Here is a 315-nt window from a genome sequence, read left to right as displayed (position 1 = left end):
GCATCGAAGCCTGGCTGCGCCTTGGCCAGGCGGTCGGCCTCGACCCGGACCAGCTGCGCTCCCAGGAGCTGGTACTGCCCGGCGTACGCTTTGCCGTGGATGCCTACGTCAACTTCGCCCGCCGCGCCAGCTGGCAAGAAGCCGCCAGCAGTTCGCTGACCGAACTGTTCGCCCCGCAGATCCACCAGTCGCGCCTCGACAGTTGGCCGCAGCATTACCCGTGGATTGATCCAGCCGGCTACGAATATTTCCGCACGCGCCTGGGCCAGGCCCGTCGCGACGTGGAGCACGGGCTGGCGATCACCCTGCAGCACT

At 67.6% G+C, this 315-nt stretch carries 1 pseudogene; it reads left to right on the top strand.

The window, feature by feature from the left end:
* Positions 1-315 (top strand): annotated as a pseudogene (locus SB786_RS35910) (pyrroloquinoline quinone biosynthesis protein C); the annotation flags it as partial.

Origin of the sequence: Burkholderia sp. SIMBA_062, assembly GCF_046534765.1 — a bacterium.
GTDB lineage: Bacteria > Pseudomonadota > Gammaproteobacteria > Burkholderiales > Burkholderiaceae > Burkholderia > Burkholderia ambifaria.
Note: the sequence above shows the minus strand (reverse complement) of the source record. Positions and strands in the feature narration are given on the sequence as shown.